We start from the raw sequence: 23,930 nt of genomic DNA, 5'->3' as shown, positions 1-23,930 counted from the left end.
ACAGGGGCGGGACGGGTGCGGCGCGGGGACCTACGGCGTAGTAAGTCGTACGGGCGGCAGACGCCCAACCCTCCTAGCCTAAGCCATGAAGGGGTGGGCCTCTGCCAACCCTCTGCTTACCGAGAGACTCCGGTTATCCCAGAATTGCTGGGACTACCAGGAGCTCTTGGTCACGCCCGGCAGCTCGCCACGGTGAGCCATCTCACGAAGGCACACGCGGCACAGGCCGAACTTGCGGTACACGGAGTGGGGACGACCACAGCGCTGGCAGCGCGTGTAGCCGCGCACGCCGAACTTGGGCTTGCGGGCAGCCTTCGCGATGAGAGCCTTCTTCGCCATCTCGCTTACGCCTCCTTGAACGGGAAGCCGAGGTGACGGAGAAGGGCGCGGCCCTCAGCGTCGTTGGTCGCCGTGGTGACCACGGTGATGTCCATACCCCGGACACGGTCGATCTTGTCCTGGTCGATCTCGTGGAACATGACCTGCTCCGTGAGACCGAAGGTGTAGTTGCCACGCCCGTCGAACTGCTTGGGGGACAGACCACGGAAGTCGCGGATGCGCGGAAGCGCGAGCGACAGGGTGCGGTCGAGGAACTCCCACATGCGGTCGCCACGGAGGGTGACGTGCGCACCGATCGGCTGGCCCTCACGCAGCTTGAACTGCGCGATGGACTTACGGGCCTTGGTGACAGCCGGCTTCTGGCCGGTGATCGTGGTGAGGTCGCGGATGGCGCCGTCGATCAGCTTGGAGTCGCGGGCGGCGTCGCCCACACCCATGTTGACCACGATCTTCACGAGGCCGGGGATCTGCATGACGTTCTCGTAGGAGAACTCCTCACGCAGCTTGCCCGCGATCTCCTCGCGGTACTTCGTCTTGAGACGCGGAGTGGTGGTAGCCATCAGATGTCCTCACCCGTCCGCTTGGCAACGCGGATCTTGTTGCCCTCGTCGTCGAAGCGGTAACCGACACGCGTGACGACCTTGTTGCCGTCCTTCTCCACGACGAGCTGAACGTTGCTCACGTGGACAGGGGCCTCGGTCGTGACGATGCCACCGGCCTGCGACGGGCCGGCCTTGGTGTGCTTCTTGACCCGGTTGACACCCTCGACCAGGACACGGTCCTCACGGGGGAAGGCCGCGATGACCTTGCCCTGCTTGCCCTTGTCCTTACCGGTGATGACCTGGACCAGGTCGCCCTTCTTGATCTTCATGCTTACAGCACCTCCGGCGCGAGCGAGATGATCTTCATGAACTTCTTCTCGCGCAGCTCACGGCCCACCGGGCCGAAGATACGGGTGCCGCGAGGGTCGCCGTCGTTCTTGAGAATGACAGCGGCGTTCTCGTCGAAGCGGATGTACGAGCCGTCCTGGCGGCGGCGCTCCTTGACGGTGCGAACGATGACCGCCTTGACGACGTCACCCTTCTTCACGTTGCCACCGGGGATCGCGTCCTTGACGGTGGCGACGATGACGTCACCGATGCCCGCGTAGCGGCGACCGGAGCCACCGAGAACACGGATGCAAAGGATCTCCTTGGCACCAGTGTTGTCGGCGACACGCAGTCGCGACTCCTGCTGGATCACGTCTATCTCCTGATTGTCTGCCGGTTCCCGGCAGGGGCACCGGAGTGCCCCTGCCGAGCCTGGCGGAACTGACCTGAGGGAAACCCCTCAGGTAATTACTTGGCCTTCTCGAGGATCTCGACGACGCGCCAGTGCTTCGAGGCGGACAGCTTCCGGGTCTCCATCAGGAGGACGCGGTCGCCGACGCCGGCAGCGTTCTGCTCGTCGTGAGCCTTGAGCTTGTTCGTACGGCGGATGACCTTGCCGTACAGCGCGTGCTTGACGCGGTCCTCGACGGCGACGACGACGGTCTTGTCCATCTTGTCGCTGACGACCAGGCCCTCACGGACCTTGCGGGCGTTGCGCTCGGTCTTCTGCTCAGTCACATTGTTCTCGCTCATCAGGCGTTCTCCACCGTCTCGATGCCCAGCTCGCGCTCACGCATCAGGGTGTAGATCCGGGCGATGTCCTTACGGACGGACTTGAGCCGACCGTGGTTCTCGAGCTGGCCCGTCGCCGCCTGGAAGCGGAGGTTGAACAGCTCTTCCTTGGCCTCGCGGAGCTTGTTGAGAAGCTCCTCGTTGCCCAGCTCGCGCAGCTCGGACGCCTTGGTACCGGCCGACATCACAGCTCACCTGCCTCGCGCTTGACGATCTTGCACTTCATCGGCAGCTTGTGGGCAGCACGAGTCAGGGCCTCACGCGCGATCTTCTCGTTCGGGTAGGACAGCTCGAACATCACCCGACCGGGCTTGACGTTCGCGATCCACCACTCCGGCGAACCCTTACCGGAACCCATGCGGGTCTCGGCAGGCTTCTTGGTCAGCGGGCGGTCCGGGTAGATGTTGATCCAGACCTTGCCGCCACGCTTGATGTGGCGGGTCATCGCGATACGGGCCGCCTCGATCTGGCGGTTGGTCACGTACGCCGGAGTGAGGGCCTGAATGCCGTACTCGCCGAACGCAACCTGCGTACCACCCTTGGACATACCGCTGCGCTTCGGGTGGTGCTGCTTGCGGTGCTTGACCCTACGGGGGATCAGCATTTCGGTCAGGCCTCCGTTCCGGTGCTCTCAGCCGGAGCGGCAGCGGCGGCGGGAGCGTCGGCCTTGGGGGCCTCCGCAGCCGGCGCGGACTGCTGCTGCGGCTTGCGGCCGCGGCCGCCACGCTCGCCACCGCGGCCACCACGGCCGGCGGGACGGTCACCAGCGCCGGCACCACGGGCCGGGCGGTTACCCGCACGGGCCGCGGCGTTCTCGGCGCGGACCTCGGCGATGTTCTTGACGTCGCCCTTGTAGATCCAGACCTTCACGCCGATGCGACCGAAGGTGGTCTTGGCCTCGAAGAAGCCGTAGTCGACGTTCGCGCGGAGCGTGTGCAGGGGCACACGGCCCTCGCGGTAGAACTCCGAGCGGGACATCTCGGCGCCGCCGAGGCGACCGCCGCACTGGATCTTGATGCCCTTGGCGCCGGCCTTCATCGTGCCCTGCATGCTCTTACGCATGGCGCGACGGAAGGAGACGCGGGAGGAGAGCTGCTCGGCAACGGCCTGGGCGACCAGCTGAGCGTCCATCTCGGGGTTCTTGACCTCGAGGATGTTCAGCTGGACCTGCTTGCCCGTGAGCTTCTCGAGGTCGCCGCGGATGCGGTCGGCCTCGGCGCCACGGCGGCCGATGACGATGCCGGGACGCGCGGTGTGGATGTCCACCCGCACGCGGTCACGGGTGCGCTCGATCTCAACCTTCGAGATGCCGGCGCGCTCCATGCCGGACGTCATCATCCGACGGATGGCGACGTCTTCCTTGACGTAGTCCTTGTACAGCTTGTCGGCGTACCAGCGGGACTTGAAGTCCGTGGTGATGCCGAGCCGGAACCCATGCGGGTTAACCTTCTGGCCCATTACCGGGTTCCTTCCTTGCTGCTGACGACCACGGTGATGTGGCTGGTCCGCTTACGGATCCGGTAGGCACGGCCCTGAGCACGCGGACGGAACCGCTTCAGGGTCGGGCCCTCATCCACGTACGCCTCGCTGATGAACAGCGAAGAGGCGTCACTGTGGTCGTAGTTGTGTGCAGCGTTGGCGATGGCGCTGTCCAGCACCTTGCCAACCGGCACGCTCGCGGCCTGCGGGGCGAAACGCAGGACCGCCTGAGCCTCCGTGGCGTCCATGCCACGGATAAGGTCCACCACGCGGCGGGCCTTCATGGGCGTGACGCGGATGTACCGCGCCTGGGCCCTGGCTTCCATGGTTGTCCTTCCAGTGTCTGTCATGGTCGATTCCACCCCGCTACTAGCGGCGCTTCGACTTCCGGTCGTCCTTCACGTGACCCCGGAAGGTGCGCGTCGGCGAGAACTCGCCGAGCTTGTGGCCGACCATCGACTCGGTGACAAACACCGGAATGTGGGTCTTGCCGTTGTGCACCGCGATCGTGTGGCCGAGCATGGCCGGGATGATCATCGAGCGACGGGACCAGGTCTTGATGACGTTCTTGGTGCCGGCTTCGTTCTGGGCGTCCACCTTCTTTACGAGGTGGTCGTCGACGAAGGGCCCCTTCTTGAGACTGCGCGGCATCTAAACCCGCTCCTAGCGCTTCTTGTTCGTCTTGCGGCGGCGGACGATGTACTTGCTCGAAGCCTTCTTCGGCGAGCGAGTACGACCCTCCTTCTGACCCCACGGGGAGACCGGGTGGCGACCACCGGAGGTCTTGCCCTCACCACCACCGTGCGGGTGGTCGACCGGGTTCATCGCCACACCGCGAACGGTCGGGCGAACGCCCAGCCAGCGCTTGCGGCCGGCCTTGCCCCAGTTGATGTTCGACTGCTCGGCGTTGCCGACCTCGCCAACAGTGGCGCGGCAGCGGACGTCGACCAGACGGATCTCACCGGACGGCATACGAAGGTGGGCCATCGTGCCCTCCTTCGCCAGCAGCTGCACGGAGGCACCCGCGGAACGGGCGAACTTGGCGCCACCGCCGGGACGGAGCTCGATCGCGTGGATCGTGGTACCGACCGGGATGTTGCGGAGGGCCAGGTTGTTGCCGGGCTTGATGTCGGCGCCGGGGCCGTTCTCGACCCGGTCACCCTGCGACAGGTTCTTCGGGGCGATGATGTAGCGCTTCTCGCCGTCCGCGTAGTGGAGCAGCGCGATGCGCGCGGTGCGGTTGGGGTCGTACTCGATGTGAGCGACCTTGGCCGGCACGCCGTCCTTGTCGTGGCGACGGAAGTCGATCAGACGGTAGGCACGCTTGTGGCCACCGCCCTGGTGACGGACGGTCACACGACCGGTGTTGTTACGGCCGCCCTTGCTGTGCAGCGGGCGGACCAGCGACTTCTCCGGCGTGGACCGCGTGATCTCGACGAAGTCGGCTACGGAGGAGCCACGGCGGCCCGGCGTAGTCGGCTTGTACTTGCGGATTCCCATTTCTCAGTCCTCGTCCGATTTCGGACGATCCAGACCGCCGTTAGGCGGTCGGACCGCCGAAGATGTCGATACGGTTGCCCTCGGCAAGGGTCACGATGGCGCGCTTGGTGTTGGCACGCTTGCCGAAACCGGTGCGGGTGCGCTTGCGCTTGCCCTGACGGTTGATCGTGTTGACCCCGGTGACCTTGACCGAGAAGACCGCCTCGACGGCCTGCTTGATCTGGGTCTTGTTGGATCCGGGCGCGACGATGAACGTGTACTTGTTCTCGTCGAGCAGCGCGTAGCTCTTCTCGGAGACAACCGGCTTGACGAGGATGTCGCGCGGGTCCGTGAAGGTCTTGCTGGTGATCGTGGCCTCGGACATCAGGCCTCGCTCCCTTCGGTCTCAGCGGTCTGGGGGCCAGACACGAAGGACTCGAAGGCGGCCTTGGTGAAGACCACGTCGTCGGAGACGATCACGTCGTACGTGTTGAGCTGGCCCGGCTCCAGGATGTGAACCTGGGGCAGGTTGCGGGCGGAGAGCCACGCGGCCTCGTCGGCGCGGTCGACGACCAGGAGCAGGTTCTTGCGCTCCGAGATCTTGCCGAACAGCGTCTTCGCGGCCTTGGTGGAGACCTCACCCTCGACCACGCCGGTGACGACGTGGATACGGGAGTGGCGCGCCCGGTCCGAGAGGGCACCGCGCAGGGCGGCGGCCTTCATCTTCTTCGGGGTGCGCTGCGAGTAGTCACGCGGCACGGGGCCGTGGACGACGCCACCGCCGGCGAACTGCGGCGCACGGGTCGAACCCTGGCGCGCGCGGCCGGTGCCCTTCTGGCGGTAGGGCTTCTTGCCACCACCGCGGACTTCGCCGCGGCGCTTGGTCTTGTGCGTGCCCTGACGGGCAGCGGCCAGCTGAGCGACGACGACCTGGTGGATCAGCGGAACGCTGGTCTTCGCGTCGAAGATCTCCGCGGGGAGCTCGACGGTCCCGGCCTTGTCGCCTGCCGGCGAAAGGATGTCAATGGTGCTCATCGGTTCCTCAAACCCCCTTGGCCGCGGTACGGACCAGGACGAGGCCACCGTTCGGGCCGGGGACCGCGCCCTTGATGAGCAGCAGACCCTTCTCCGCGTCAACGGCGTGGACGGTCAGGTTCTGGGTGGTGACCCGCTCGTTGCCCATGCGGCCCGCCATGCGGAGGCCCTTGAACACGCGGCCCGGGGTGGCGCAGCCACCGATGGAACCGGGCGAGCGGTGCTTGCGCTGGGTGCCGTGACCGGCGCCGAGGCCCTTGAAGTTGTGACGCTTCATGACACCGGCGAAGCCCTTGCCCTTGCTCTTGCCGGTGACGTCGACCTTGACGCCCGACTCGAACACGGCAGCGGTGATCTCCTGGCCGAGCGTGTACTCGCTGGCGTCAGCGGTACGCAGCTCCACCAGGTGGCGGCGCGGGGTGACGTCGGCCTTGGCGAAGTGGCCCTTGAGGGGCTTGTTCACCTTGCGCGGGTCGATCTCGCCGAAGGCGATCTGGACCGACTCGTAGCCGTCGTTGTCGTTGGTGCGCACCTGGGTGACGACGCAGGGCCCGGCCTTGACGACGGTCACCGGGACAACCCGGTTGTTCTCGTCCCAGACCTGGGTCATGCCGAGCTTCTCGCCCAGGACGCCCTTAATGTTCTTAGCCATCTCGCGCGTCACCTCAGAGCTTGATCTCGATGTCGACGCCCGCCGGGAGGTCGAGGCGCATGAGCGAGTCAACCGTCTTCGGCGTGGGGTCGAGGATGTCGATGAGGCGCTTGTGCGTGCGCATCTCGAAGTGCTCGCGCGAGTCCTTGTACTTGTGCGGCGACTTGATGACGCAGTACACGTTCTTCTCAGTGGGCAGCGGCACCGGGCCCGCGACCGACGCACCAGTGCGGGTCACCGTCTCGACGATCTTCTTCGCCGAGGAGTCGATGACCTCGTGGTCGTAGGCCTTGAGCCGGATGCGGATCTTCTGTCCCGCCATGGCTACTCAGTAGTCCTGTCTCTCGTAACGCTCCGGAACCCGGGGGTTCTCTTGACTCCTCCTCCGACCCACGCGGTCGGGCGTGTCGCACTCCCTCTACGCAGAAGTCCCGAAGGATTTCCCAACCAAGGGGGTACGGGCCCACAAACCCGCGGAACCGGGGGTGGAACACCCACCGGGTGCCTGGTCGGCGCCCCGCTGACGCTTCCCGGAAGATTCCCGTACGTCCGCCCCTGAGAAGGGGCGACGAGTACTGTGGGACTCGCTTCCGGTCCTCCCGGCGGGAGGCGCGCAGCATCGGCACTCAACCGAGCAACCCCGACAGTCTGCCATACGGGGTGCGGAGATGGCCAATCGGGCCGAAGAGAGTACCCCGGACGTGACGGAGATCAAACCTGGGGTCGACACGTCCCCCACCCGCCGCCGGGCGGTGCGGGCACGGACCTCCCCGGCTGCTCCACCGACGTACACGGCGCCCCCACACCTCTTCGCACACGCCCGCACGACATGCCGGGCATGTGCGGATTGCCGCCGCGCGAGTGGTGACGGCTTCCGTCGCTGTGCCAAGGTGTCGCGTTGATCGATCTCGGGGGCGGCTCGGACACGCCGATACGGCGGTCTCGGCTCGCTGACTACGCAGACATGCCCGTCGAACCTCAGGGCGCGCCGGCGCGGGCGACCGACGCGGGCGCGCCGGATCCGCCGGCCGTGGGGTGGTCTCCCCCGGGGTGGTCTCCCCCGCCCCCTCCTGACACGCGCGGGCCCGCTCCGTCGCCCTCGTCCCCCGGTGCGCATCGCCCGGGGGAGCCGGGTGCGCCGCAGGACGCGGAGGCGGAGTCCCGGCGACGCGAGTTCGCGGCGGTCCTGGAGATCTTCCGTACGAGGGCGGTGCTCGTACCGCGCCGGGACCAGGCCTGGCTGACCGTCGACTTCGGCGGCGTGCGGTGGATCCTCGCGTTCTCCGACGAGTCGGCGCTGGCCCGGTACGCCCTCGCCCGGGGCGAGGGCGGCGCGGAGTGGGAGTACGAGACGGTGCTCGGGGCTCGGCTGCTGGACGTGGCCGTGCCGAGCGCGGGGGTGCCGTGCGGGGTGGCCCTGGACGCGGCGGACGGCGCGGAGCACGCGGTGCTGTTTCCGCCGGTGACCGGGGTCGTACCGGAATCGGCGGCGGTGGACAAGGGCGTCGCGGGAGCCGACGAGTGGGGGGCGGCACGATGAGCGGGGGCGGGGGCGAGGCCGGCAAGGACCTGGCCACGAGCGGACTGGACGAGATCGCGAACGGCCTGACGCTGGCGCTGGGCGAGCTGAAGGAGCTCGGCATGGACAGCATGGCGGGGGAAGGACGCGGCTTCGGCGCCATCGCACTCCCCGGCCTGGCACTGGGCCACGAAGGGCTGACGGGGACGTTCTCGTCGTTCTGCGAACGCTGGGAGTGGGGCGTGCGCGCCCTGATCAACGAGGGCAACACGTTCGCCGTGGCGACGGGCCTGTCGGCCGGTACGTACCACGAGACCGAGCAGTACCTGGAGGGCACGTTCAAGATCGTGACCAACGCGGCCATCGGCAATCCGTACGCGTCCGAGGACGAGGTCACGAAGCAGGGGTGGGGCGACATCGCCACGTCCGGGTACCTCGGCGGCGTGGACTACAGCAAGGAGTCCTTCGACGAGGCGCGGGCCAACTCGGCTCAGGGCTGGAAGGACGCCGGGCGCGATCTGATGACCTCCCAGACAGTCGGTCTGCCCGGCCTGGGCCCGCAGAACAGCGCCTCGATGGCCGGCGTCACCGACGCGCAGTACGAGGCGGCGCTCGACGACATGTTCGGGCCGTCGCCGGAGGAGCGGGCCGCCGCCGCCCAGCAGCAGCAGCAGGGCGTGCCGCCCCAGCAGCAGAGGGGCGACCAGGGCTGATGGGCGGCCTGCTCGACGACATCGGCAACGGCATCGGTGACCTGGGCAAGGGCATCGAGGACGGCATCAACGAAGGCCTCGGCGCCATCGAGGACGGCATCGACTCCGGCAAGAAGGCGCTGGGCGAGACCGTCGACTGGGCGACCGACAAGGCTGGCGATCGCCTCGATTCCTACGGTCTGCACGGGGCCGCCGACGTGGTCACGGACTGGGGTGACGGTGTCGCGTCGAACCTCGGCGCGACCCCCGGCGAGAAGCAGCTCGGCCAGACCGAGGAGGCGAACGAGCTCATCCGGGGCAACCCCACGAAGATCCTCGAGAGCGCGGCGCACCTGAAGGACTTCCGGGCGGCTTTCGAGAAGGTCGGCCAGGGCATGAGGAAGGTCGACTCCTCGCGCTGGAAGGGCGTGGGCGGCGACGCCTTCCGCGAGAAGTTCGGCGTGCACCCGACGAAGTGGCTGCACGCGGCGGACGCGTGCGAGGGGGCTGCCGCCGCGCTGGAGGCGTACGCGCACACCGTGAAGTGGGCGCAGGGCATGGCGTACGACGCGATCGACCTGTACCGCCAGGGCAAGCGCGCCGAGGGGGAGGTCAAGGCGGCGGTCGCGGCCGCGGCCGCCAAGGACGCGGACGCCGCGAAGGACCCAGAGGCCGTCAGGGCGGAGGAGGCCGCGAAGGCGCTCGTCGAGGAGGCCAAGGCGCTGCTCGCCCACGCCCGCGAGCAGCGGAACACCGCCGCGACGGACGCCCAGGCCAGGGTGGAGAAGGCCCTGGCCCACGCCCCGGCCGAACCTCCGCCCCTCGAGCGCCTGACCGACAACGTCGTCGACGGATACCAGGCGTACAACATGGAGCTGACCCACGTGGTGGGCGGCGCCCTCAAGGGAACGGCGGGGCTGCTCAACTTCGTCCGCGGCCTCAACCCGGCCGACCCGTACAACCTGACGCACCCGGCCGCGTACATGCAGAACGTCTCGATGACGCTCTCCGGCCTGGTCTCCACGGTCGCCCACCCCGAGCGTGTCGTGACAGCCGCGGTGGAGGGCTTCAAGAAGGACCCGGCCGAGTTCCTCGGCCGCCTCATCCCGGAACTCTTCGGCACGAAGGGCACGGGCCTCGCCGGCGGCGGCGTGCGGGCCGCGGCCAGGGAGGGCCTGGAGGCGGCGGCGACGAACCCGGTGACGAGGAACGGCCTGAAGTACGGCGACGACGCCGCGGGCACGCCTCCGACGGGTCTGGTGGACAACCCGCCCCCTCAGTGGCCGCCGGCCGGTGCGTCCGACAACGCGGTCTCCCAGCTCCCCCCGGGCTGGACGATCGACGACGCCTCCGCGGCCGCCCACCCGACTCCAACGGGCTTGGCCGACGACGCGGCCACCCCCTCGACACCGACGGGCGCCGCCGACAACGCGGCCGCCGGCAAGGACTGGGACGGCCTGGCCCAGGCCACGGACCAGGTGGACGAGGGGGCCGTCCACGCGGATTCGGTGGACGGCAAGACGGCTCAGGAGTTCCTGGACGATCAGTATCCGGAGATTCAGGGGGTCAATGACGGGCCGGGCGGGCACGCGGACAGTGGTTTCACGTACGAGCCGCACGTTTCGGCGGACGAGTTCGACGGTCTCAGCATCGAACAGAAGCACCAGGTTGCCTCCGCCGAACTGAGCGATGGTGCGGTTTCTTTCCCCGACAGCAATGACGCGATCGCCTACGGTCGGGACCACTGGAACGAGTACGCGAGCGGTCTTCCGGACCCGACCAAGAAGTCGCTCCTCGATTACTCGGACGACCACCTCGGAGGCGCGGATCCCCGTTACGCCACCTACAAGGAGATGAACGGATACCTCAGGGGGAATCCCGACCTGGGCACCCCGGATGTCCTCCATAACATCGAGGAGGTCGACAAGGGTCTCGCCGGCCGCCCGCTGGCGGAGGACGTCATGGTGGTTCGCGGGCAAGGGGTGGGCCACTACGGTGTCGACGATCCTGCCAAACTGGTGGGGAGGACGGAGACCGACCCGGCCTATATGTCCACATCCCTCGGCGATCACCCCGTAGCGGCCTTCGCGGACATGAAGGGCATTCTCCACCTGCGTGTCCCCGAAGGGACCGATGCCCTGTGGTTGGAGAAGGTCAGCCATTACGGCATGGGTGAGCGGGAACTGCTGCTCGGGCGAGGCACGAGCTACAGGGTGACACGGGCCTTCGAGGACGAAAACGGCCAGTGGCAGATCTACGGGGAAATTCTTCCCAGGAATTGAGAAGGAATCCGCGAATGAACGACAAGAAGGAAGCACTTCGCTTCGTCAAGCGAACAACCCCGCCGCACATCCTGGACGAAGGCCCCTTGATTTCCACCGGACCTCCGGAATACGTCTCCCGAACCAGCAGACCCGTCGAGTACGTCGCCGTGGCGAATTCCAGTGGGGCGGTGATCGGCTATGTGTGGATCAACGACGAGGACGACGCCGCCGACTGGATCCGTCCCAGGGCTGTCGCCCCCAGGGGCTCAGAGTGGATCGAGCGGCTGCGCGACGCCAAGGCACGTGGCCTTGCGCCCTCGGAAGCACTGGCCGAGATGACCCGGAACCCGCTCGCCCACAGCCACGTCGTACCGGGCTCCGCTGCCGAGGCTCCGAATTCCGACGCGGTCAGAGACCTTGCCGGGTGGCCTCCCAGGGAGCGTCCGTGGCCCGCGGCGAGGGGGGTACTGCTCGGCCTCGCACTCGGTGACGCCATGGGCTACCCCACCGAGTTCCTGACCATGGAACAGATCAGCGCCACGTTCGGCCCCTGGCACAGGATGGAGATGCCCCTCTCCCCCGGCGACATCGTGCGGGTGACCGACGACACCCAGATGACACTTGCCGTCGGGGAAGCCCTGGCGGACGTCACGACGAGTCCCCACGAGACGGGAGGGCGCTGGGGGGCGGCGCAGCCCGTCACCCCCACCCAAGTCGAGGCGGCCCTGCGCAGGCACCTCGTGGCCTGGCTGCGCTCCCCGGACAACAACCGCGCGCCCGGTCAGACCTGTCTGAACGCCTGCGCCGCCCTGGAGCGTGGCATCCCGTGGCAGGACGCCACGGTCATCAGCTCCAAGGGCTGCGGCGCGAACATGCGCGTGGCTCCCGTCGCCCTCGTACCCGGCCTGTCGGCCGAGCAGCGCTCAGGCATCGCACAGCTCCAGGCGGCCATGACGCACGGCCACCCCACCGCGCTCGCCGCCAGCGACCTGACGGCGCACGTCATCTGGCTTCTCACCCAGGGCTGCGCCCTGGACGACCTCCTCCCCCGGCTGCGCTCGTACGCGCAGGAGTCGCGGCACAACTATCACTCCGACTGGCTCGGAGACCTGTGGCGCAAGGCAGGAGCGGCGGATCCCGCGTCGTACATCGCATTCGGATGGGACGAATGCCTGCGCGCCCTCGACAAGGTGTCCGGCGCACTCCGCGCCCGGGAGATGGACCGGGATCCCTCCGAGGCGGTCGGGCCCGGTTGGGTCGCCGAGGAAGCCCTGGCGACGGCCCTGTATTGCTTCCTCCTCGTCCAGGGCGATGCCCGCGGATCGATCATGCGAGGAGCGCACTCGTCAGGGGACTCCGACTCCATCGCCGCCCTCGCCGGCGCGTTCGCCGGGGCCAAACACGGAACCCACTACTGGCTGCACGAGTGGGTCACGGTCCTGGAGTACCGGGATCGCATCAAAGCCCTGAGCTCCCTCTGGGATGCCTGAACGCTGAGGTGAAAGGCATGCAGACGGATGAACTCGAGGCTTCGGCGTGGACGCCGCACCCCACTCAGCAGGCGCCCGTCTGGCTCAGCGCGGTCTACGGCGGGCTCGTCGAGCTCGCCGCACCGCAGCCGGTGCACGAGACCGGCACGGCCTGGCTGCTGTCCTGCCGGGCCCTCCCCCAGCCCGGGTACCCGCGCTCGCCCATGCTCGCGGCCTCGCTCGTCGTGCCGAAGGACGGCAGTTCGCCGTTCCACCCCGCCCCCAGCGCCCCGCTGGCGGACCTGGAACCGGCTCCGTCACGCGAAACCGCCGCCCGTGTCCGGAACCAGTCGCGCCGCATCAACGCCCGCGGCTGCGTGGCCGCCGTGCACTCCGCGCTCGGCGGGCACCGGTCGGTCGCCCTGCCCTGGAGCCCCGCCCATGAGGCCCCCGGCTGGTGGGACCGGCTGAACCGCCGGTACTTCCCTGGCTTCACGCACGTGCCGGTGGACGACTGGAACGACGTGATCAGGGCCCTTCACGGGCCGGGCCCGGACACACGCGGGCTGGTGTGGGTACGCCGTGAGGCCGGCGGTCAGGAGGTGACCGGGAACCTCGTCTACGCCCACAACAACAGCGGTCAGGTCGTCCTCCTGGACGGCGTCACGGGCTCCCTGGCCGTGCTGGACACCTCGCACGTCCGCGAGCTGGTCCTGCTCCGGGCACTCCCGACGAAGCCCTGACGGCGTCCCGCCCGGTCGGTGGACCGTGGCGCGGTGCACGCGCCCGGTCCGCCGGCCCTCAGGCTCGCCGGGCGGCGGAGACTCAGCCCTCGGAGGCGTACGAGACGAAGCCGGCCCAGGCGCCGGGGGCAAAGGCGAGGTGGGGGCCTTCGACGTCCTTGGAGTCGCGGACGTGGATCGTGGCAGGGGTGGTAGCGACCTCGACGCAGGACTCGCCATCGGTGCCGCTGCTGTAGCTGCTCTTGAACCACTCCGGCTCGGGCTCGCGAATCATGTTTCTCCCAGCAATTGCTCGATGAAGGCCAGCGTCTCCCTTGGAGTGAGCGCCTGCGCCCGGATGGTGCCGTACCGCAGCTCAAGAATTCGCAGCTGTTTCGGTTCCGAGACCGGGCGTCCGTTGAAGGCGCCCTCGGAACGGCCCACGGCCGTGCCGTCCTCGAACTTCAGCACCTCGATCCGGCCGTCCAGTCCGGGGTGGGCCTCGCTGTGCGTCGGCATCACCTGGAGCGAGACGTTTCGCAACCGCCCCACCTCCAGCAGATGTTCGAGCTGCTGTCTCCACACCATTGTGCCCCCGACGGGCCGACGCAGCGGCGACTCTTCGAGAACGAAACTGAGCGCGGGCGCGGGCGACCGTTCGAAGACCGAACGCCTGGCCATCCGTGCGGCAAGCATGCGCTCTATGTCGTCCTCCGAGTACGCCGGCTGTCCGGCTTCGAAGAGAGCTCGGGCGTGCTCCGGCGTCTGCAACAACCCGTGAATGCTGTTGCTCTCGTACAGGCAGAACTCGACGGCTCGCGCCTCCAGCTTCTTCAGGTCCCGCACCTTCTTCGGGTACCGGACCTCGGCCACGTCGCTCTTCATCGCCGCGACGAGTCCGCCCGCGCCGAGCGCCTGGTCCACCTTGTCCAGGAACTCCGGTCGCGGAATCCGGGCCCCGCGCTCGACCTTGCGGATCATGTCCTCGCCGTAGCCGACCAGCTCGCCGAACTCCGCCGCCCGGAGGCCCTTCGCCTCCCGCCACAGCTTGATCTGGCGACCCACCGCCGCCACGACCGCCGCGCCCGACTCGTCCTCGGGATCGACCTCCCAGCCCGGCTCTTCCGTCGCCGTCCCGTCCACACCGACCACGCCGTCCACGCTCATGCGCGCCCACCTCCTCAGCCGCCCTTACCCGGGAGGCCACCCCGGACAGCCGGGACAGGGCCGGACAGTGGCGGGACAGTCACCGTACGTAAGGACATGTTTGCTGGGCAGCGTACGCAGAGCCCGCCACTCTGAGTGACATGAACCAAGAACGAACCCAACTCTTGGCGTGTGTACGCCAGTTCGGAATCCAGCTCTCCGCTACGCGCCGGGGCGCCCGCCTCGCCCGGCTCCTGGCCGTCGAGCAGCTGCGCTCCTGGGAGCTGATGGCCGTCTCCGATGCCGCGGCCCAGGTCGTCGCCGAGCTGGTGACGAACGCCGTGACCCACGGCCGCGTCCCGGGCCGGGACTTCCGCCTGGCGCTCCTCGCCACGGACGCCGCGCTCCGCATCGAGGTCACGGACACGCGGGGTGACCGGCTCCCCGCCGTCGGCCGGCCGGCGGACGCGGAATCGGGGCGCGGACTCGTGATCGTCGAGGCGCTCGCGGACCGGTGGGGCGTCACGTCAGGGCCCGTCCCCCGCAAGACGGTCTGGGCTGAGATCGGGACCGCATCGCGGCCGTCCGCGACCCGGCGGCCCACGACGGAAAAGACTTAAGTACCAGGGCAAGTACCCCTCCCATCCCCTCCAGCCTCCCCGCCGCGCACCCGTCACTCACACGGGTGATCTGTGCCAACTGGGCTGGATTTGGGGCCGGTTGCCTGGCATATGCTCACCGCCGACAACCCCAGACATGCGACGGCCCCCGGCCGGGACTAGCGATCCCGATCGAGGGCCTGACCACCGAGGAAGAGATAGCTTCCCGATGGCTTCCCAGCACCCTAGCGCGCCCTCGCGCGCCTCCGGGCTCATTCACGTCAACGTCCGGCACACGACCCGCTACACGGTCGTCGGCAACCACCTCGCCCAGCACCGCGAGCTCTCGCTGCTCGCCATCGGGCTCGCCGTCCACCTCCAGTCACTCCCCGCCGGAACGCCCGTCGGGATCAAGGCCCTGGCCGCGAAATTCCCGGAGAGTGAGATGCGGATCGCGGGCGCCATGCGGGAGCTGGAGGCCCATGGCTACCTGAAGCGCTTCAACGAGCGACTTCCCACCGGGCGCCTCGCCCCGCGCACGATCTCGTACAACCGACCAGGGGCTGAACCCGACCCCGCTCCGGAGACGCCCCCGGAGCCCCCAGAGCCTCCGGACGTCCCGCCGCCGGCCCCGCCACAGCCCACAAAACCCGCGCCCCGCCCCGTGACCCCGGCTCCGCCACCACTCGCGCAGGCGCACCGCCCCGCCGCCGAGCTGCTCGCCCGCCTCCACCTCCACGAGCCCAGGCTGCTCCTCGCCCAGCGCGACATCCAGCGCCTTGCGCCCGGCCTCACAACCTGGCTCGAACGCGGCGCCCGCCCCGACGCCGTCCTGCGCACCCTCGCCGCGAGCCTCCCGGACGATCTGGTGCACCCGGCCGGACTCCTCGCCCACCGCCTCACAGCCCTGCTTCCACCGCCCCTCCCCGCGAAGCCGCCCGCCCTCGACCCCCTCCAGAACTGCGACACGTGCGACCGAGCCTTCAGATCTGCCGAACCCGGCCACTGCCGCGACTGCAGTCCCCACGAGAGAAAGGCCGCCTAGCATGAAGCTGATGACTCGGGCCCCAGGGCACGGACGAGGAGCCAGCGGGATGACGACCGTTTCCCCGCTCTACCTGTCCATGCGCAAAGTCGTGCACAGCCTGGATGACACCGTCCCCGGCAAGTTCGAGATCACCAAAGAAGGAATCGTTCACGACATGGTGACGCCCGGGGGTCCCCACGAGCTCACCGTGCTGCGGCTGCGAAAGAGGCTGGAGAAGGTGATGCCCGACGAGCTCGCCGCGCACACAGGGGAGCCAGACGTCGAGGACGAGCCCGAGGGCATCATGCGCCACCCCGACGTGATGGTGATCGCCGAGGCGGACATGGAAGTGGAGAACTCGTTCGCCCCCCGCACCCTCATCGCCGCCATCGAGGTCGTCTCCCGGTGCAACCCCGACAACGATTGGGTGGGCAAGCTGCGGGACTACGCGCTCATCGGCGTTCCCCTCTACGCGATCTTCGACCCCCGCACCGGCACGGGAGCGGTGTTCTCCGACATCCACGCCACTCCCGACGGGCCGCGCTACGCCACGCGCAAGGACTTCGTGTACGGCGAGGACGTCACCATCGCCCACTGGACGATCTCGACCCAGGACCTGCCCCGCTACCCGTAGCGGCCCCGGCCGCCGACTGAGACACCACACCCGGGGCACACGCCGGACGTGCACACCAGTGACGAGGTCTACCACCAGGTCATCTGGGATCCTCGCCTCGATCCCGAGCGCTTCGTCATGGGGATCGCCGAGCGCGGGGCCCCACCGAAGCGGGTGGCGTTGCCGGACTTCGTACCGGGTGGGGAGATCCCCTGGCACCGGGTGCTGTTCTTCGAGGCCGACGGCGAGATCGTCTGGGACCGGGCATCCCACGTGGACCGGCTCCGCGAGACCGCCGCCGGAGAGCGGCCCGAACCGCCGCCTCCCGTGCTCGCCGTTCCTCCCACGCACCGTACGGCCGTCGCCTGGATCCCACCCCCGCAGCTGTGGCCTCCCCTCCAGCACATCCGCCGCGATCACGACCGGCAGATCCACCGCTGGCCGCCCCACGTCAACGTCCTCTTCGGATTCGTGCCCGAGGACGACTTCCCCCGGGCGGCCCCGCTCGTCGCGTCGGCCCTCGCCGGAGTGCCGGCGTTCAGGGCGCGGCTGGAAGGGGTGCACTGGTTCGGGCACCGTGAGGACGCCACCGTCTGGATCGACCCCGCGGCGGCCGGAGAAGAGCCCTGGGCCCGGCTGCGGGACGCCCTGGAGAGCCGCTTCCCCCTCTGCGGGGGCCACTCCAAGGGCTACACGCCCCACCTCTCCCTGGGGCGCAGCCACGACCCCCACCGGCTCGCCGCCGACGCCGAAGCACTTCTCGGGGCGATGACCACGCGCGTCACCGAACTGGTCCTGCTCTCCCGCCGGGGTGAGGAGCCGATGCGCGTACGTGCGGTCGTGCGGCTCGGGACCGGTCACGTCCGATGGACCCCCGATTGAGCGGATCGCACCTCCGTTCGGGGATACTTTCGGTACATCGCAACAGATCCCGCACAACCCCGGGCACCGAACTCCCGTCTGGCAAGGCGCAGGATCGGTACCAGCACAGGGGACGCACCAGCAGTGGACGACAGATCCGAACCCAGGACGGGTCTGCCCCGTCGACGCCGTGTGCTCGCCGCGGCGATCGGGGCCGCCGCGCTCGCCGGCCCCCTCGCGGCCGGCCTCACCGGGTGTTCCGTGCCCGCGTCCCGGCGGACCGGGCCCACCGCGGACCCCGCGCCCGGGATGCCGATCGCCAGTTCGCGCCGCGCGCAGCTGCTGCAGATCGCCGCACACCCGGACGACGACCTGTACTTCATGAACCCCGACACCCAGCGCATGCTCGACGCGGGGGTCCCGCTCGTCTCCGTCTACGTCACGGCGGGCGAGCACACCGGCAAGAACTGGATCCAGGGGATGCCCGAGACGGCCCCCGACAAGGCCGCCTACTCCTCCGCGCGCCACCAGGGCCTGCGGCAGGCGTACGCGACGCTCCTGGGCCTCGACGTGTTCACGCCCTGGCAGAAGGGCACCACCCCCCTCAGCGGCGGGCGCAGCGCCGAGATCAACACCCTCACGCACGGCGGCCGCCGGGTGGAGCTGATCTTCCTCAATCTGCCCATGCACACCTCCCGGCGCTACATGGCCCTGCCCGCGCTGTGGGACGACCGCGCCCTCGAACTGCGGACCCACCTGTCGGCCGACTCCCCCGTCGACCGGTCGGACACCTACGACCACGACCAGCTGATCGAGGTCCTGGTCGGGCTGCTCGACCGCTACCGGCCGACCGTCGTCCAGACCCTCGACCCCGACCCGGACATCCAGCTCAGCGACGAGGCGACCCGCAAGCGGGACAGCGAGCAGCCCGGTTACTCCGACCACGGCGACCACACCGCCGTCGCCTGTTTCTCCTGGGCGGCGCTGATCCGCTGGGTCGCCGGCACAGCCCGGAGCGGGGGGACGATACCGGCGTTCGTCGCGACCGCCTTCCGCGGCTACTACAACCGCCACTGGCCGAAGAACCTCCCCCCGCAGGTCCTCAAGGAGAAGGCGGACAACCTCGTCCCGTACGGCGGCGATCCGTCCTGGCAGTGCGGCAATCCCTCCGGCTGCGGGGACTACGGCGTCGGCGGCGACCGGCCCCTCACCAACAAGAAGGGCTGGGTGCGTGCCACGCACCACCGCTGGCCGGGCGCCGGCCCCGCGGTCGTCGAGCGGCCGGACGGGCGGCTCGACGCCTTCGGCGTCCTCGGACTGCGTGCGGTGCGCTGGCGGGAGACGGAGGAGGGCTCGGGCCGGTGGGGTGAGCCGGAGGACCTGGGCGGCGGTCCGCTCGCGCCCGCGCTGGGCTCGGCCACGCTCCTCGACGGCCGCGTCCTCCTCTTCGGTGTGGGCTTCGCCGCGCTCGCCGGCCACGGCGGCCCGAACAGGCGGGAGGTCGTCCTCCTGGAGCAGCGTTCCCCCGGCGGCCCCTTCCTCGCCTGGCGGGGTCTCGGCAGCCCGGAGCGCGGGGACGACCGGGGGCGCAGGATCGGTGTGCCGGTGGCCGTGACGGCCCCCGACGGCCGGGTCCATCTCTTCGTGCGCGACGCGGACAAGGGGGTGTCGACGCGGGTACGGGAGGCCGACGGCGCCTGGAGCGCGTGGCGGGCCCTGGGGGGCGGCGTCGAGGTGCAGGACGGGCTGAACGCCGTGGTGGACGAGGCAGGCCGGGTCCACGTGCTGGCGGCGGGCCGGGAGTCCGTCGCGCACTGGATCGACGGCACACTCGCCGATCCGCTGCCCCTGGCCGGTGATCCCGTCGCCGCGGTCCCGGGGCCGGGCGGCACGAGCGGGAGCCCGCGAGGCACGGCGGGGACGGGCGGCGCGGAAGGCACGGCGGGCACGGGCGGCGCGGGAGGCTCGGGCGGGCTGGCGGTGTACTACCGCGCGCCGGCCGCGAAGGAGTTGCTGTCAGGCGGCAGGAACGCCTCCTTCGACGGCTACGGCCCCGTGGCCGCCGCGGCGGACGCGCACGGGACCGTGCTGCTCGGCAGGGACCTGCGGGGCCGGATCCAGCTGCGGCGGGGCGACCGGCTCTGGACCCGTACGCAGGGAACGGCGGCCGTGCAGGCGGCGGCGCTGTGTCTCGTACCGGGCGGTCCGCTCGCTGTCGGCCTGGGCGCCGACGCGCACCCGTGGGTGTGGCGCCCGGCGGACGGCTCCGGCCCCTCGCACTCGTAGGCCGGGAAGAACGACGACGAGGGCCCCCGTCCCGCCGCGAACGGCGGGCCGGGGGCCCTCTGATGACGCTCCGTCAGGAGCGGCACAGGTCAGACGATCGACAATTACTTGTTGATCTTGGTGACCTGGCCGGCGCCCACGGTCCGGCCACCCTCACGGATGGCGAACTTCAGGCCCTCCTCCATGGCGACGGGCTGGATCAGCTCGACGGTCATGGAGGTGTTGTCGCCCGGCATGACCATCTCGGTGCCCTCGGGGAGGGTCACGACGCCGGTCACGTCCGTGGTACGGAAGTAGAACTGCGGGCGGTAGTTGTTGAAGAAGGGGGTGTGACGGCCACCCTCGTCCTTCGACAGGATGTAGGCCTGGGCCTCGAACTCGGTGTGCGGCGTGACCGAACCGGGCTTGATGATGACCTGGCCGCGCTCGACATCCTCGCGCTTGATGCCACGGAGGAGCAGACCGACGTTCTCACCGGCCTGGCCCTCGTCGAGCAGCTTGCGGAACATCTCGATGCCGGTGACCGTGGTGGTGGTCTTCTCCTGCTTGATACCGACGATGTCGACGGTCTCGTTGACCTTGAGGACACCACGCTCGATACGACCGGTGACGACGGTGCCACGACCGGTGATCGTGAAGACGTCCTCGATCGGCATCAGGAACGGCTTGTCGACGTCACGCTCGGGCTGCGGGATGAAGTCGTCCACGGCCTGCATGAGGTTGAGGACCGACTGGCCCCACTCCTTGTCGCCCTCGAGCGCCTTGAGCGCCGAGACCTTGACGACCGGGAGGTCGTCGCCCGGGAACTCGTACTCGGAGAGGAGCTCACGGACCTCGAGCTCGACGAGCTCCAGGATCTCCTCGTCGTCCACCATGTCGGCCTTGTTCAGGGCGACGACGATGTACGGAACGCCGACCTGGCGGGCCAGGAGCACGTGCTCCTTGGTCTGCGGCATCGGGCCGTCGGTGGCGGCGACCACGAGGATGGCGCCGTCCATCTGCGCCGCACCGGTGATCATGTTCTTGATGTAGTCAGCGTGACCCGGGCAGTCGACGTGCGCGTAGTGACGCGACTCCGTCTGGTACTCGACGTGCGCGATCGAGATGGTGATACCGCGCTGACGCTCCTCGGGAGCCTTGTCGATCTGGTCGAAGGCCGAGGCCTCGTTCAGGTCGGGGTACGCGTCGTGCAGCACCTTGGTAATGGCGGCCGTGAGGGTCGTCTTACCGTGGTCGATGTGACCGATGGTGCCGATGTTGACGTGCGGCTTAGTCCGCTCGAACTTCGCCTTCGCCACGGGGGTCCTCCTGGAGTGGTTCTGAACGCCTTGCTTCATCGGCGCCAGGTGATCTTTGCTGGGATGCCAGGCGCCGGGACCCGATCCTCGGGTTTCGGGGCTGAGCCCCGGCGACTGGTGTCAAGCCTAAAGCGTGAACTTGGGAGAGCTACTCGCCCTTGGCCTTCGCGATGATCTCCTCGGCGACGTTCCGCGGAACCTCGGCGTAGGAGTCGAACTGCATCGAGTAGCTTGCGCGACCCGAGGTCTTGCTGCGGAGGTCTCCGACGTAGCCGAACATCTCCGAAAGGGGCACGAGGCCCTTCACGACGCGAGCGCCGCTGCGCTCCTCCATGGCCTGGATCTGACCACGGCGGGAGTTGATGTCGCCGATGACCTCACCCATGTAGTCCTCGGGCGTGACGACCTCAACGGCCATCATCGGCTCAAGGATGACGGGGGAAGCCTTGCGCGCGGCCTCCTTGAAGGCCTGCGAACCGGCGATCTTGAACGCGAGCTCGGAGGAGTCGACCTCGTGGTAGGCACCGTCGAGAAGGATGACGCGGACGCCAGTCATCTCGTAGCCGGCCAGGATGCCGAACTGCATGGCCTCCTGCGCACCGGCGTCGACCGAAGGGATGTACTCCTTCGGGATGCGGCCACCGGTGACCTTGTTCACGAACTCGTACGAGGCGTCGCCGCCCTCGATGGGCTCGATCGCGATCTGCACCTTGGCGAACTGACCGGTACCACCGGTCTGCTTCTTGTGGGTGTAGTCCACGCGCTCGACGGCCTTGCGGATCGTCTCGCGGTACGCGACCTGCGGCTTGCCGACGTTCGCCTCGACCTTGAACTCGCGACGCATACGGTCGACGAGGATGTCGAGGTGAAGCTCGCCCATACCACCGATGATGGTCTGGCCGGTCTCCTCGTCCGAGTGAACCTGGAAGGAGGGGTCCTCCTCCGCGAGGCGCTGGATGGCGACACCCAGCTTCTCCTGGTCACCCTTGGACTTGGGCTCGATCGCGACCTGAATGACCGGCGCCGGGAAGTCCATGGACTCCAGGATGACCGGGTTCTTCTCGTCGCACAGCGTCTCACCGGTGGTGGTCTGCTTCAGGCCCATGACGGCGACGATGTCGCCGGCGCCCACCGAGTCGATCTCCTCACGCTTGTTCGCGTGCATGCGGTAGATCTTGCCGATGCGCTCCTTCTTGCCCTTGACGGAGTTCAGCACCGAGGTGCCGGCCTCCAGGCGACCGGAGTAGATCCGGACGAAGGTGAGCTTGCCGAGGTGCGGGTCGCTCGCGATCTTGAACGCGAGGGCCGACAGCGGCTCGTCCTCGGACGGCTTGCGCTTGACGACCTGCTCCGGGTCCTTCACGTCGTGGCCCTCGATGGCCTCGACGTCCAGGGGGGAGGGGAGGTAGCGCACGACCGCGTCGAGCAGGGGCTGGACGCCCTTGTTCTTGAACGCGGTGCCACAGAAGACGGGGGTGACGGTCTTCTCGCCGCCGCCCTTGCCGGACGCGATGGTGATACGACGGATCGCGGCGTACAGCTGCTCCTCGGTGGGCTCGACACCCTCGAGGAAGAGCTCCATGATCTCTTCGTCGTTCTCGGCGACGGTCTCGACCAGCTTGCCGCGCCACTCTTCAGCGGCCTCGGTGTGCGTGGCCGGGATGTCGACGACGTCGTACATCTCGCCCTTGGTCGCTTCCGCGGACCAGACCAGGGCCTTCATGCGGACGAGGTCCACAACACCCTGGAAGTCCATCTCGGCGCCGATCGGGAGCTGCATGACGATCGGGGTCGCGCCGAGGCGGTCCACGATCATGTCGACGCAGCGGTGGAACTCGGCGCCCGTACGGTCGAGCTTGTTGACGAAGCAGATACGCGGGACGCCGTAGCGGTCCGCCTGACGCCAGACAGTCTCGGACTGGGGCTCGACACCGGCGACGCCGTCGAACACCGTCACCGCACCGTCGAGCACGCGGAGCGAACGCTCCACCTCGACGGTGAAGTCGACGTGGCCCGGGGTGTCGATGATGTTGATGGTGTGGTCAACGTCTTCCAGCGGCCAGTGGCAGGTCGTCGCGGCAGACGTGATCGTGATGCCGCGCTCCTGCTCCTGCTCCATCCAGTCCATCGTGGCAGCGCCGTCGTGGACTTCACCGATCTTGTAAGAGACACCGGTGTAGAACAGGATCCGCTCGGTGGTGGTCGTCTTGCCCGCGTCGATGTGGGCCATGATCCCGATGTTGCGGACCTTGGCCAGGTCAAGCGAAGTGGTAGCCATAAGGCTTCAGTCTTCTCTCGGTCTCGATGTGGGTGCGACTACCAGCGGTAGTGCGCGAAGGCCTTGTTGGACTCGGCCATCTTGTGCGTGTCCTCGCGCTTCTTGACCGCAGCACCGAGGCCGTTGGAGGCGTCGAGGAGCTCGTTCATGAGGCGCTCGGTCATGGTCTTCTCGCGGCGGGCGCGGGAGTAGCCCACGAGCCAGCGGAGCGCGAGGGTGGAGGCGCGACCGGGCTTGACCTCGATCGGAACCTGGTAGGTGGCGCCACCGACACGGCGGGACTTGACCTCGAGCGACGGCTTCACGTTCTCGAGGGCGCGCTTCAGCGTGATGACCGGGTCGTTACCGGTCTTCTCGCGGAGGCCTTCCATGGCGCCGTAGACGATGCGCTCGGCGGTGGAGCGCTTGCCGTCCAGCAGGATCTTGTTGATCAGCGAGGTGACAAGAGGAGAGCTGTAGACCGGGTCGATGATGACCGGGCGCTTCGGGGCGGGGCCCTTACGAGGCATTC

30 protein-coding genes are annotated in these 23,930 nt (G+C 68.7%); 10 read left to right on the top strand and 20 right to left on the bottom strand.

Translation table 11 applies throughout. The features are described 5' to 3' along the window. Positions 1-153 precede the first annotated feature (153 nt). The 15 genes from IE136_RS18240 to rpsJ form a co-directional block, all read right to left on the bottom strand. Positions 154-339 carry a type Z 30S ribosomal protein S14 gene (locus tag IE136_RS18240; RefSeq protein ID WP_003948630.1) on the bottom strand — a complete coding sequence of 62 codons (186 nt, stop codon included), beginning with the start codon at positions 337-339 and terminating at the stop codon, positions 154-156. A 5-nt stretch (positions 340-344) separates the two neighbouring features. After that, positions 345-902 carry a 50S ribosomal protein L5 gene (rplE, locus tag IE136_RS18235; RefSeq protein ID WP_158994589.1) on the bottom strand — a complete coding sequence of 186 codons (558 nt, stop codon included), beginning with the start codon at positions 900-902 and terminating at the stop codon, positions 345-347. Continuing rightward, positions 899-1,210: a 50S ribosomal protein L24 gene (rplX, locus tag IE136_RS18230; RefSeq protein ID WP_158989426.1), complete on the bottom strand. Its 312-nt coding sequence runs from the start codon at positions 1,208-1,210 to the stop codon at positions 899-901. Before rplX ends, rplE begins: the two co-directional genes overlap by 4 nt. Before the next feature lie 2 nt (positions 1,211-1,212). Then, on the bottom strand, positions 1,213-1,581 hold the full coding sequence (gene rplN, locus IE136_RS18225; RefSeq protein ID WP_003956455.1) for a 50S ribosomal protein L14: 369 nt from the start codon (positions 1,579-1,581) through the stop codon (positions 1,213-1,215). Positions 1,582-1,676: 95 nt separating this feature from the next. Next, the gene (gene rpsQ / locus IE136_RS18220; protein ID WP_158989424.1) at positions 1,677-1,961 is read right to left on the bottom strand and encodes a 30S ribosomal protein S17; all 285 of its coding nucleotides are present in this window, start codon (positions 1,959-1,961) and stop codon (positions 1,677-1,679) included. Next, entirely contained in the window at positions 1,961-2,185 is a 225-nt protein-coding gene (gene rpmC / locus IE136_RS18215; protein ID WP_017239580.1) for a 50S ribosomal protein L29, read from the bottom strand. Before rpmC ends, rpsQ begins: the two co-directional genes overlap by 1 nt. Continuing rightward, positions 2,185-2,604, bottom strand: a complete 420-nt coding sequence (rplP, locus tag IE136_RS18210; protein WP_015035580.1) for a 50S ribosomal protein L16 — start codon at positions 2,602-2,604, stop codon at positions 2,185-2,187. Before rplP ends, rpmC begins: the two co-directional genes overlap by 1 nt. 5 nt (positions 2,605-2,609) lie before the next feature. Then, positions 2,610-3,458, bottom strand: coding sequence for a 30S ribosomal protein S3 (gene rpsC, locus IE136_RS18205; RefSeq protein ID WP_017239578.1), 849 nt, complete (start codon positions 3,456-3,458; stop codon positions 2,610-2,612). Further along, complete coding sequence (gene rplV, locus IE136_RS18200) at positions 3,458-3,805, bottom strand: 50S ribosomal protein L22 (RefSeq protein ID WP_058848120.1); 348 nt, start codon at positions 3,803-3,805, stop codon at positions 3,458-3,460. The genes rpsC and rplV overlap by 1 nt, the downstream gene beginning before the upstream one ends. 43 nt (positions 3,806-3,848) lie before the next feature. Then, on the bottom strand, positions 3,849-4,130 hold the full coding sequence (gene rpsS / locus IE136_RS18195; RefSeq protein ID WP_019888752.1) for a 30S ribosomal protein S19: 282 nt from the start codon (positions 4,128-4,130) through the stop codon (positions 3,849-3,851). Between the two features lie 12 nt (positions 4,131-4,142). Further along, complete coding sequence (rplB, locus tag IE136_RS18190; protein ID WP_158989422.1) at positions 4,143-4,979, bottom strand: 50S ribosomal protein L2; 837 nt, start codon at positions 4,977-4,979, stop codon at positions 4,143-4,145. A gap of 40 nt (positions 4,980-5,019) precedes the next feature. Beyond that, positions 5,020-5,343: a 50S ribosomal protein L23 gene (gene rplW / locus IE136_RS18185; protein ID WP_158989420.1), complete on the bottom strand. Its 324-nt coding sequence runs from the start codon at positions 5,341-5,343 to the stop codon at positions 5,020-5,022. Next, complete coding sequence (rplD, locus tag IE136_RS18180) at positions 5,343-5,993, bottom strand: 50S ribosomal protein L4 (RefSeq protein WP_158989419.1); 651 nt, start codon at positions 5,991-5,993, stop codon at positions 5,343-5,345. The genes rplW and rplD overlap by 1 nt, the downstream gene beginning before the upstream one ends. Positions 5,994-6,000: 7 nt before the next feature. Continuing rightward, complete coding sequence (gene rplC / locus IE136_RS18175; protein WP_158989417.1) at positions 6,001-6,645, bottom strand: 50S ribosomal protein L3; 645 nt, start codon at positions 6,643-6,645, stop codon at positions 6,001-6,003. A 13-nt stretch (positions 6,646-6,658) separates the two neighbouring features. Further along, complete coding sequence (rpsJ, locus tag IE136_RS18170; protein WP_003948644.1) at positions 6,659-6,967, bottom strand: 30S ribosomal protein S10; 309 nt, start codon at positions 6,965-6,967, stop codon at positions 6,659-6,661. Between the two features lie 642 nt (positions 6,968-7,609). On the opposite strand from rpsJ, the gene IE136_RS18165 reads away from it, so the two are divergent. The 5 genes from IE136_RS18165 (at position 7,610) to IE136_RS18145 (ending at position 13,332) form a co-directional block, all read left to right on the top strand. Further along, a complete protein-coding gene (locus IE136_RS18165; RefSeq protein WP_189600868.1) occupies positions 7,610-8,185 on the top strand; it encodes a hypothetical protein in 576 nt (191 codons plus the stop codon). Beyond that, positions 8,182-8,877, top strand: coding sequence for a hypothetical protein (locus tag IE136_RS18160; RefSeq protein ID WP_189600867.1), 696 nt, complete (start codon positions 8,182-8,184; stop codon positions 8,875-8,877). The genes IE136_RS18165 and IE136_RS18160 overlap by 4 nt, the downstream gene beginning before the upstream one ends. Further along, positions 8,877-11,138: a putative T7SS-secreted protein gene (locus tag IE136_RS18155; protein WP_158989411.1), complete on the top strand. Its 2,262-nt coding sequence runs from the start codon at positions 8,877-8,879 to the stop codon at positions 11,136-11,138. Before IE136_RS18160 ends, IE136_RS18155 begins: the two co-directional genes overlap by 1 nt. A 449-nt stretch (positions 11,139-11,587) precedes the next feature. After that, on the top strand, positions 11,588-12,610 hold the full coding sequence (locus IE136_RS18150) for an ADP-ribosylglycohydrolase family protein (RefSeq protein ID WP_268247941.1): 1,023 nt from the start codon (positions 11,588-11,590) through the stop codon (positions 12,608-12,610). A 17-nt stretch (positions 12,611-12,627) separates the two neighbouring features. Further along, positions 12,628-13,332 carry a toxin glutamine deamidase domain-containing protein gene (locus IE136_RS18145; protein WP_189600866.1) on the top strand — a complete coding sequence of 235 codons (705 nt, stop codon included), beginning with the start codon at positions 12,628-12,630 and terminating at the stop codon, positions 13,330-13,332. Between the two features lie 82 nt (positions 13,333-13,414). Here the strand turns inward: IE136_RS18145 and IE136_RS18140 are convergent, their stop codons facing one another. Then, a complete protein-coding gene (locus IE136_RS18140; RefSeq protein WP_189600865.1) occupies positions 13,415-13,606 on the bottom strand; it encodes a DUF397 domain-containing protein in 192 nt (63 codons plus the stop codon). After that, positions 13,603-14,478: a helix-turn-helix domain-containing protein gene (locus IE136_RS18135; RefSeq protein WP_189600864.1), complete on the bottom strand. Its 876-nt coding sequence runs from the start codon at positions 14,476-14,478 to the stop codon at positions 13,603-13,605. The genes IE136_RS18140 and IE136_RS18135 overlap by 4 nt, the downstream gene beginning before the upstream one ends. 140 nt (positions 14,479-14,618) lie before the next feature. On the opposite strand from IE136_RS18135, the gene IE136_RS18130 reads away from it, so the two are divergent. From IE136_RS18130 to IE136_RS18110, 5 genes are all read left to right on the top strand, one after another. Further along, positions 14,619-15,077 (top strand): ATP-binding protein, encoded by a 459-nt coding sequence (locus tag IE136_RS18130; RefSeq protein ID WP_189600863.1) that lies wholly within the window; start codon positions 14,619-14,621, stop codon positions 15,075-15,077. A 208-nt stretch (positions 15,078-15,285) separates the two neighbouring features. Beyond that, the gene (locus IE136_RS18125) at positions 15,286-16,101 is read left to right on the top strand and encodes a helix-turn-helix domain-containing protein (protein ID WP_189600862.1); all 816 of its coding nucleotides are present in this window, start codon (positions 15,286-15,288) and stop codon (positions 16,099-16,101) included. 10 nt (positions 16,102-16,111) lie between these two features. Next, positions 16,112-16,717, top strand: a complete 606-nt coding sequence (locus tag IE136_RS18120; protein WP_189600861.1) for a Uma2 family endonuclease — start codon at positions 16,112-16,114, stop codon at positions 16,715-16,717. 48 nt (positions 16,718-16,765) lie between these two features. Then, positions 16,766-17,578, top strand: a complete 813-nt coding sequence (locus IE136_RS18115) for an RNA repair domain-containing protein (RefSeq protein ID WP_158989403.1) — start codon at positions 16,766-16,768, stop codon at positions 17,576-17,578. A gap of 123 nt (positions 17,579-17,701) precedes the next feature. Next, a complete protein-coding gene (locus IE136_RS18110) occupies positions 17,702-19,843 on the top strand; it encodes a PIG-L family deacetylase (RefSeq protein ID WP_189600860.1) in 2,142 nt (713 codons plus the stop codon). 104 nt (positions 19,844-19,947) lie between these two features. On the opposite strand, the gene tuf is transcribed toward IE136_RS18110, so the two are convergent. From tuf to rpsG, 3 genes are all read right to left on the bottom strand, one after another. Further along, entirely contained in the window at positions 19,948-21,141 is a 1,194-nt protein-coding gene (tuf, locus tag IE136_RS18105; RefSeq protein WP_158989401.1) for an elongation factor Tu, read from the bottom strand. Positions 21,142-21,289: 148 nt separating this feature from the next. Beyond that, positions 21,290-23,419: an elongation factor G gene (fusA, locus tag IE136_RS18100; protein WP_158989399.1), complete on the bottom strand. Its 2,130-nt coding sequence runs from the start codon at positions 23,417-23,419 to the stop codon at positions 21,290-21,292. A gap of 38 nt (positions 23,420-23,457) precedes the next feature. Further along, positions 23,458-23,928, bottom strand: coding sequence for a 30S ribosomal protein S7 (gene rpsG, locus IE136_RS18095; RefSeq protein ID WP_007445917.1), 471 nt, complete (start codon positions 23,926-23,928; stop codon positions 23,458-23,460). Positions 23,929-23,930 lie beyond the last annotated feature (2 nt).

Origin of the sequence: Streptomyces lateritius (assembly GCF_014649715.1) — a bacterium.
GTDB lineage: Bacteria > Actinomycetota > Actinomycetes > Streptomycetales > Streptomycetaceae > Streptomyces > Streptomyces lateritius.
This window is presented reverse-complemented; position numbering and strand designations above follow the sequence as displayed.

Coding starts and splice junctions, on each gene's coding strand:
- rpmC (WP_017239580.1), bottom strand. CDS start 2,185: ATGTCGGCCGGTACCAAGGCGTCCGAGCTGCGCGAGCTGGGCAACGAG.
- fusA (WP_158989399.1), bottom strand. CDS start 23,419: ATGGCTACCACTTCGCTTGACCTGGCCAAGGTCCGCAACATCGGGATC.
- rpsS (WP_019888752.1), bottom strand. CDS start 4,130: ATGCCGCGCAGTCTCAAGAAGGGGCCCTTCGTCGACGACCACCTCGTA.
- rpsC (WP_017239578.1), bottom strand. CDS start 3,458: ATGGGCCAGAAGGTTAACCCGCATGGGTTCCGGCTCGGCATCACCACG.
- rplP (WP_015035580.1), bottom strand. CDS start 2,604: ATGCTGATCCCCCGTAGGGTCAAGCACCGCAAGCAGCACCACCCGAAG.
- IE136_RS18135 (WP_189600864.1), bottom strand. CDS start 14,478: ATGAGCGTGGACGGCGTGGTCGGTGTGGACGGGACGGCGACGGAAGAG.
- IE136_RS18125 (WP_189600862.1), top strand. CDS start 15,286: ATGGCTTCCCAGCACCCTAGCGCGCCCTCGCGCGCCTCCGGGCTCATT.
- IE136_RS18165 (WP_189600868.1), top strand. CDS start 7,610: ATGCCCGTCGAACCTCAGGGCGCGCCGGCGCGGGCGACCGACGCGGGC.
- rplD (WP_158989419.1), bottom strand. CDS start 5,993: ATGAGCACCATTGACATCCTTTCGCCGGCAGGCGACAAGGCCGGGACC.
- rpsJ (WP_003948644.1), bottom strand. CDS start 6,967: ATGGCGGGACAGAAGATCCGCATCCGGCTCAAGGCCTACGACCACGAG.
- IE136_RS18140 (WP_189600865.1), bottom strand. CDS start 13,606: ATGATTCGCGAGCCCGAGCCGGAGTGGTTCAAGAGCAGCTACAGCAGC.
- IE136_RS18130 (WP_189600863.1), top strand. CDS start 14,619: ATGAACCAAGAACGAACCCAACTCTTGGCGTGTGTACGCCAGTTCGGA.
- IE136_RS18240 (WP_003948630.1), bottom strand. CDS start 339: ATGGCGAAGAAGGCTCTCATCGCGAAGGCTGCCCGCAAGCCCAAGTTC.
- IE136_RS18160 (WP_189600867.1), top strand. CDS start 8,182: ATGAGCGGGGGCGGGGGCGAGGCCGGCAAGGACCTGGCCACGAGCGGA.
- rplC (WP_158989417.1), bottom strand. CDS start 6,645: ATGGCTAAGAACATTAAGGGCGTCCTGGGCGAGAAGCTCGGCATGACC.
- rplW (WP_158989420.1), bottom strand. CDS start 5,343: ATGTCCGAGGCCACGATCACCAGCAAGACCTTCACGGACCCGCGCGAC.
- rpsG (WP_007445917.1), bottom strand. CDS start 23,928: ATGCCTCGTAAGGGCCCCGCCCCGAAGCGCCCGGTCATCATCGACCCG.
- rplV (WP_058848120.1), bottom strand. CDS start 3,805: ATGGAAGCCAGGGCCCAGGCGCGGTACATCCGCGTCACGCCCATGAAG.
- rplX (WP_158989426.1), bottom strand. CDS start 1,210: ATGAAGATCAAGAAGGGCGACCTGGTCCAGGTCATCACCGGTAAGGAC.
- IE136_RS18120 (WP_189600861.1), top strand. CDS start 16,112: ATGACTCGGGCCCCAGGGCACGGACGAGGAGCCAGCGGGATGACGACC.
- IE136_RS18145 (WP_189600866.1), top strand. CDS start 12,628: ATGCAGACGGATGAACTCGAGGCTTCGGCGTGGACGCCGCACCCCACT.
- IE136_RS18155 (WP_158989411.1), top strand. CDS start 8,877: ATGGGCGGCCTGCTCGACGACATCGGCAACGGCATCGGTGACCTGGGC.
- rpsQ (WP_158989424.1), bottom strand. CDS start 1,961: ATGAGCGAGAACAATGTGACTGAGCAGAAGACCGAGCGCAACGCCCGC.
- rplB (WP_158989422.1), bottom strand. CDS start 4,979: ATGGGAATCCGCAAGTACAAGCCGACTACGCCGGGCCGCCGTGGCTCC.